This window comes from Actinacidiphila sp. bgisy145, from assembly GCF_057708125.1.
Window position 1 is genome coordinate 1 of record NZ_JBYIRL010000089.1, and the last position, 7,286, is coordinate 7,286.

Annotated in this window: 4 protein-coding genes, 1 pseudogene and 1 CRISPR repeat array; of the genes and pseudogenes, 1 reads left to right on the forward strand and 4 read right to left on the reverse strand. The window is 70.7% G+C overall.

The window, feature by feature from the left end:
- Positions 1-28 precede the first annotated feature (28 nt).
- Positions 29-2,446 (forward strand): CRISPR-associated helicase Cas3', encoded by a 2,418-nt coding sequence (gene cas3 / locus AC3ERT_RS36270; RefSeq protein WP_435179399.1) that lies wholly within the window; start codon positions 29-31, stop codon positions 2,444-2,446.
- A gap of 135 nt (positions 2,447-2,581) precedes the next feature.
- A CRISPR array of direct repeats spans positions 2,582-3,412; the repeat unit is 30 nt; unit sequence GTCCTCATCGCCCCTGCGAGGGGTAGCAAC.
- 390 nt (positions 3,413-3,802) lie between these two features.
- Here the strand turns inward: cas3 and AC3ERT_RS36275 are convergent.
- From AC3ERT_RS36275 to AC3ERT_RS36290, 4 genes and pseudogenes are all read right to left on the reverse strand, one after another.
- Positions 3,803-5,559 (reverse strand): annotated as a pseudogene (locus tag AC3ERT_RS36275) (relaxase/mobilization nuclease domain-containing protein).
- Positions 5,556-5,852: a plasmid mobilization relaxosome protein MobC gene (mobC, locus tag AC3ERT_RS36280; protein ID WP_435179401.1), complete on the reverse strand. Its 297-nt coding sequence runs from the start codon at positions 5,850-5,852 to the stop codon at positions 5,556-5,558. The pseudogene AC3ERT_RS36275 and the gene mobC overlap by 4 nt, the downstream one beginning before the upstream one ends.
- 320 nt (positions 5,853-6,172) lie before the next feature.
- Entirely contained in the window at positions 6,173-6,397 is a 225-nt protein-coding gene (locus tag AC3ERT_RS36285) for a hypothetical protein (RefSeq protein ID WP_435179404.1), read from the reverse strand.
- 102 nt (positions 6,398-6,499) lie between these two features.
- Positions 6,500-7,286 (reverse strand): DUF2637 domain-containing protein (locus AC3ERT_RS36290; protein WP_435179407.1); only part of this gene is annotated, 787 nt, incomplete at its 5' end.

Consider the following 7,286-nt stretch of genomic DNA (forward strand, 5'->3'; position numbering starts at 1 on the left):
TGCCTGACTGACCGACAAGGAGAGTACGGTGCAGCCGCTGCGCGCCAAGAGCCCCGCCCAGCCCGGGCAACCCGGCGAACTCCTCACCAGCCACCTGCTCCGCACCCTCAGCGCCCTGCACCAGATCCGCACCCGGATCGGCACCGTCCCCGACACCCCCGAGGACTTCTGGACCTGCGCGGCCCTGGCAGCCCTGCTCCACGACACCGGGAAGATCCCCTACGGCTTCCAGCGCATGGTCGGCAACACCCCCGACAAGCCCCAGAACTGGGGACAGCGCCACGAAGTACTCTCCCTCGGATTCGTCGAGCACCTCCTCCACCACCTGCCCGCCGCGACCCGCACCTGGATCGCAGCGGTCGTCGCCGGCCACCACCGCCCCTTCACCGGCAGCACCAGATCCCTGCTGGCCCAGCACGACGCCGACACCGCCGCCGACTTCCTCACCCGCTACACCCCCGCCGACGAACACCACCTCGCCGACCTCCTGCGCTGGCTGCACACCACCGCCCGGCAACACCACCTCCCAGTCCGCGCAGACCTCACCACCCTGCGGATGCCCGACATCACCGACTCCGCCTTCACCGCCTTCACCCGCGTGATGGACCAATGGGAGGACGCCCTTCTCGACGACGGGCCCCACGGACGCGCCACCACCCTGCTGCTCGGCGCCGTCACCATGGCCGACCACCTCTCCTCGGCGCACTCACCACTCGACACCGCCCACCCGCTCACCCCCGCGTACCCCCACGCACTGGCCAACCGGCTCGCGGCAACCGGCCACCAGCTCCGCCCCCAACAGCAGGAAGCCGCCCGCACCAGCGGCCACATGCTGCTGCGCTCATGGACCGGAAGCGGCAAGACCGAGGCAGTCCTCCTCTGGGCGGTCCGCCAGACGACGGAACTGGCCGCCCACGGCCGCGGCAACCCCCGCGTGTTCTACCTGCTGCCGTACCTCGCCAGCATCAACGCCATGACCAGACGGCTCGAAACCGAACTCGAAGCCCGCGGCCGCATCGGCGTCGCCCACTCGAAAGCCGCCTCCTACCACCTGGCCCGCTCACTCGAAGACGGCTGCCCCACCAACGACCAGGACGAGCCCGGCCTCGACCTGTCCCAGCCCACCGACGCCGCCGCCAAAGCCCACTCCCGCGCCCAAGCAACCAAGAACTTCCGCGAACTCCTCCGCATCGGCACCCCCTACCAACTCCTCCGCGGATTCCTCGCCGGCCCCGTCCACGCAGGCATCCTCACCGACAGCGCCAACTCCGTCTTCGTCCTCGACGAACTCCACGCCTACGACACCCGGCGCCTCGGCATGATCCTCGCCACCATGCGGTTCTGGCACGACACCGGCGGACGCATCGCCGTCATGTCCGCCACCCTCCCCCAAGTCCTCGCCGACCTCGTCCACGACACCCTCGACGGCCACACCACCCTCATCGAACCGCCGACCGACGCCCCCGCCCCCGTACGCCACCGCCTCCACCTCCGCGAAGCCCACCTCACCGACGACGCCACCGTGGACGAGATCCGCAGCGAACTCACCGCCGGGCACTCCGTCCTCGCCGTCGCCAACAACATCCGCGACGCCATCGCCCTCTTCGAAGAACTCCAACCCCACTGCACCGCACTCCACGGAGAAGGCTCCGCGCTCCTGCTGCACTCCCGCTACCGCCGCATGGACCGCGACACCATCGAAGCCGCTCTGACCGCTCGCTTCGGAGCAGGCCGGCCACGACGCCCCGGACTCCTCGTCGGCACCCAAGCCCTGGAAGTCTCCCTCGACCTCGACCTCGACATCTGCCACACCTCCGCAGCCAACCTCGAAGCCCTCTTCCAACGCTTCGGCCGCGTCAACCGCCTCGCCACCAAAGCACCCTCCCCCGTCATCGTCCACCAAGCCGCCTACACCACCCGCCGAGGCACCGGCGACAAACTCTGGGCCGACGGCGTCTACGACGCCGAACCCACCCAACTCGCCTGGAACATCCTCACCCGACACAACGGCCAACCCATCGACGAGCAAACCGTCACCCACTGGCTCAACGAGATCTACCAAAGCCCCTGGGGCACCCGCTGGCGCACCGAAGTCGAAGACCACCGCACCCGATTCACCAACGCCTTCCTCACCTTCAACGCTCCCTTCGCCGACCGCTCCCGCCTCGCCGAAGAATTCGACACCCAATTCGAAGGAACAGAGGCAATCCGCCTCACCGACGTCCCCCGCTACGAAACCGCCCTCACCACCGCCAACAACCGCAAAGAGGGCCGCCTCCACGCCGACCAATACCTCATCCCCCTCCCCCACTGGGCCACCCACTCAACCCGCTACAACAAACGCCTCCGCATCCACACCATCGACGCCGAATACGACCCTCAACTCGGACTACGCTCCATCCACCACGACCACCACCAGACCTACCAACCCGGAGAAGTCATCTGACAGCGGGCTCACACGGCCGCCCGCCCGTACGGTTTCAGCGCCACACCGGGCCCACCCGCACAACCGGAGGTCCGCTGCAAAACCCCAGCCACAACGGCACCCTCACCACCACCCGACCTGCAGCTTTACCGTGGGGTCCTCATCGCCCCTGCGAGGGGTAGCAACATCGCGCGGCGGCCGGATGCGGCGGTCTCGTACTCGTCCTCATCGCCCCTGCGAGGGGTAGCAACACGTTGACGACTGGCGCACCAAGGACGCCCGCGCACGTCCTCATCGCCCCTGCGAGGGGTAGCAACATCACGCGCACCCGCCGGCCCTTCACCACAGCCAGGTGTCCTCATCGCCCCTGCGAGGGGTAGCAACATTCCCGCACGCCCGAGCAGCTCGTCGAACGGGTCCGTCCTCATCGCCCCTGCGAGGGGTAGCAACCTCATGCGCACAGCGCTTTCGACCTTGGCCTTGGTGGTCCTCATCGCCCCTGCGAGGGGTAGCAACACGAACAGGTCGTGGCCGCCCTCCAGGTGCGGCTCGTGTCCTCATCGCCCCTGCGAGGGGTAGCAACAGGACGAGCGTGTCTCCGGCGGCGACATCCCCGCCGTAGTCCTCATCGCCCCTGCGAGGGGTAGCAACATCCTGGAAGGGCCGCCCGGCACATTCCGGGCGGGTGTCCTCATCGCCCCTGCGAGGGGTAGCAACAACTGCGCCTGGACGCCGGCGCCATGCGCACCCTGGGTCGTCCTCATCGCCCCTGCGAGGGGTAGCAACTGCAGCGGGGTCAAGGAGTAGGAGTGCCGGGAGTCCTGTCCTCATCGCCCCTGCGAGGGGTAGCAACCTCGGCTAGGCGGCGGCCCGCGGTCTCGGCGACCGCCTGGCCTCATCGCCCCGACGAGGGGTAGCAACCGGCCGGTGAGCATCTGCGGGACGTGTGCCGGGCGTGTCCTCATCGCCCCGACGAGGGGTAGCAACAACGTTTTCGTGCCACCGGTTGTTGCAGCGGCACTGGATGAAGACGTTGCGGCCCTCGTTGATCAGGAGCCAGTCCCGCCGCGCTCGGCAGGCCGTGCACATCACGGGGATGCCGCGCAGGGCCAGCACCTGGGGGTGGCGGATGTAGCGGTAGACGCGGGGGCCGGTGGGAGGCTGGAGTTCGTGCTGGAGTTGCAGCAGCGGGTCGCCGCCGGCGGTGGCAGCAGGCGGGGCGGGAGGTGCCTCTGCGCGGTGGTCGTTCGTTCTGAGCACGAGCGTCATCTCCGTTTGTGAGCCTGTCTGTTCATCCATAACAGCAGGTGGGGCCGGTTGTCCAGGGGGTTTCAGCCGGTCCGGCAGGGCCGGATGCGGGCCTTTCGGACCGGAGTGTCAGCGGCGTGGCGGACGGTTGCGGGGATCCGGAGTATCCGGGCGGGGCTCCGAGGGCGGCGCACGGTGGACACCAGGTCGGCGAGCCGGAGGCGCAGTGCGACCGGTGCCGGCCTTCGGGAGTGGGGAGATGGGGCCAGGGTGTGCAGGGAGGTCGGCGAGACGGCGCAGGCGCCAGACCAGGACGCCGTTCACGTTCTCGGCGGAGTCGAGTTCACGCATGTCGACGGCCTGTTGGAGTAGAGCCTCGGGGTCGTGGCCGGCGTGCTCCGCCTGGGCAAGGGTGGCGGCCAGCGCATCGTGCTGGGCCTCGCTATCGGTGCGGGGGAGATCGTGGGGCAGTGCCGCGCGGATGGTGATCTCATAGCCGCGGCGCTGGCCTTCGGGCAGGGCTCGGCCGTGGGCGTGCAGGGCCTGCATGGGTGAAGCGGCGGCCTGTTGGTAGGCGGCGCGCAGGTGCTGGGCGGTCTGGCGTGAGGCTGCTGCTTGCTGGGCGTGTCCGCGGGCGGAGTGCCAGCGGGCGGCGGTGATGGCGGCCAGGACCAGGGTGGACAGGAGCATCGCGGTGGCGCCGCCGTCCTCGCCCGGCCCAGCGCCGCGCCGGCCTGGATGATGCCCCTCGCGGCGGAGCGCAGCGCGCGGGCATCGGCTTGTTCGGCGCGGATGTGGCTGCGGGTGGCGCGTTCGAAGGAGCGGGCGGCGGCGACCAGTTCGGCGCGGGTGGCGGCCGGGGAGGTCTGGGCGACAGCGTCCAGGACTTCGCCGATCCCGACGAGCTGGGCTGCGGCCTCGCCGTCGTCGTCACTGTCCAGAAGGGCCACGGCGCGCTCGGCGACCCCAGTGGCGGCTCGGCGTCCCCGGGCGGGCGCCGACCGGTTGGTGCGCGCGCCGCCGGTTCGCGGCGGGGCGTCCTGGTCGGGGGTACTGCCGGTGAAGCGGAGTCGGATGCGGGGCAGGGAGAGGTCGGCGGCCAGGGTGGAGCCTGCGAACCAGATGGGTTCGTCCTTGGCGTTGCGGTCACCGGGCAGGGCCACTGCGTAGCCGAGGACGTCGCCGGACGAGCCCAGGGTGGGTTTGACCCGTAGGCCCTTGTCCTTCAGGCGGGTGAAGAACTCGGTTTCGGTCGCGGCTCCGGCCAGGGCCTGGCGGACGGCTTCGCGGAGCGTCTCGCGCGGGGCCTCGGCACGGCCGGTGCGTTCGGCTTTGAAGCGTTCCTGGCTGGTGGGGGCTTTGGCGGCGGTGCCGTCGCCAGGGTTGAGCTGGCGCAGGCCGTAGTCCTTTTCTATCTGCCGGGCTTCGGCCTGGGCCTTGCGCTTGTCGAACTTCAGGTCGGCTCGGCGGCCGTCCTGCCGTACGAGGGTGGCGGCGATGTGGATGTGGTCCTGCGCGTGGCGGACCGCGACCCAGCGGCACGCGGCGGTGTCGCCCTCGGGCGCGATGCCGACAGCGCGCACAATGCGGCGGGCGATGTCCGCCCAGTCGGCATCCTCGAGGCGCCGGTCGCCGGGGTCGGCGCGCACCGAGCAGTGCCAGAACGTCTTCTCCGGCGCCCGGTCCCCGAGCGCTTTGACGGGCTGGTCGAGCTGGCCGGCGAGCTGGGCGATGGTGTGCTGCGGGTTGCGACCCGGGTCGGGGGCGTAGTCGTTCCAGGACGCAACCACGTGCTGGTCAGTGTGCTCGTCACGTTTGCCAGCGCCGAACAGGTAGCGGACCAGCCCGTACGTGCTGCGGGTGCCGTACCGGATCTTGGGGATCACCGGCGGACCATCCACGCCACCGCGCCGTCGACCCCGGCCAGTGCGGTGTCGATGCGGTGCAGGAGCCGTCGCAGATCGGTGGCGGGCTGCCCTCCGGCGTTGAGGAAGTGGGCGACCTGGTTCAAGTTGTTGCCGACGGCGGCGAGCTGCCGGTTGGACTCCATCAGCTCCTGCACCCCGCGCCGGTAGTCCGCGACCGCTGCGGTGGGGTTGAGGCTGGTTGCAGCGGCGAGGGTGGCGGCTGCGGTGTAGCCGCCGGGGGCGAGGTCCGCGGCGCTGGCTGCCTGTTGCACGGCAATCCACTCGTCATCGCTGAATCGGGGGCAGATGCGGTGCGGGCGAAGGCTGCTCTGGCGCAGTCGACGGCGCGGCGCTGTGCGGACGGCAGCGCGCGATTGCGGTGGCGACGGCGGTTGTTCCTCCCTCGACGGCGCCCCCGGGCCGTCCTCCCGTTCGGCAGCAGGCACCCCCGGGCCTGCTGCCGAACGGGAAGCTTCCGCCCCGTCCGGGGCGGGAGCGGGGTAAGGACTCCTTACCCCACAACTTGCTGCCCCGAGGGCCGTGGTGACCTCACGCTCCTGTTGCGGGGTGGTGGGCGAGGTGTCGTTGGCGGTCACCGGCCAGGCTCCGCTTCCTGCTGGTGGACCTCGCGCAGGATGTCCTCGATGAAGTCCATCGCCAGGACCGGATGGTGCAGCGTCCACGGGCGACTGTGACGGCCCTTCTGCACGACCCAGGTGGTGTCCGGGCCTGCTTCAGCGCAGTGGAGGTGGCCTTGGCTGACCAGGACGGCCAGCCAGGTGTCCACCTCGGCCGGGGTGGCGGGGTTGGTGCGCATGACGGTGCTCTCCAGTCGGTCGGAGGAAGTCGGAAGGTGGCTGTCCGGGGGCGGGTGACCGGCCGGGTTGTCCGGCCTGGTCACCCGACCTCGCGTGGCCGGTCAGTCGCGGGAGGTGGTGACCGGCTCGTCGCGCTGTTCGCGGAGCTGGGCCATCAGCGCGGTCAGCGTGTCGCTGGACAGCGGGATCCGCTGACCCCGGATGGCCTGAGCGACGACCTGCCGGGTGAGCTTGTCCTGCGCTTTGACCGCTGACCGGGCGATCTCCAGAAGCTCCTCGGTGTCCAGGTCAGGACGCCGGTCACCGGCTCTGCGGGGCTCGCGGTCACTGACCGGAGCAGGAGTGACCGGCAGGTCAGTGACCGGCAGGTGGCCGACCGGGCGGGCGGTGACCGGCTCGGTGGCGTCCGGTCGGCCACTGACCGCCGGGCCGCTGACCGGCTGACCGCCCAGGTCAGCGCCTTGCTTTCCCCGAACGTCGGTGTCCTGGTGACCGGTGACCGGCGCGGTGGCGTCCGGTCGGTCACCCGCCCGGGTCAGTGACCGGGCGGGCGCGGTGGGCGGGTTGGCGGTCACCCGGGACGGGTCGGTCGGCGCGCTGACCGGCTGACCGGCGCAGGAGTGACCGGGGTGCGGTGACCGTTGACCAGCCCGGTCGTGACCGGCTCGGTCAGCCCGGTCGGCGTGGTTGTCCGGCCCCCGGGCGATGAGGATGTACAGGTGGACAGCTCCGGCCAGGGCCAGCGGTGCGACGGTGGACAGGTAGGCGACGACCGTGTCGCCGAGCTGCAACCCGCCGGCAGAAGGCGCCTGGTCGTTGAGGCGGACGGCGTGCAGGGCGTTGGCCCATACGCTGACCCCGGTCGCGGTGCCGACGAGCGTCCAGATA

What these genes read in the sequence shown, in the direction of transcription:
- AC3ERT_RS36285 (WP_435179404.1), bottom strand. Translation starts at nt 6,397, where the DNA reads ATGCGCACCAACCCCGCCACCCCGGCCGAGGTGGACACCTGGCTGGCC.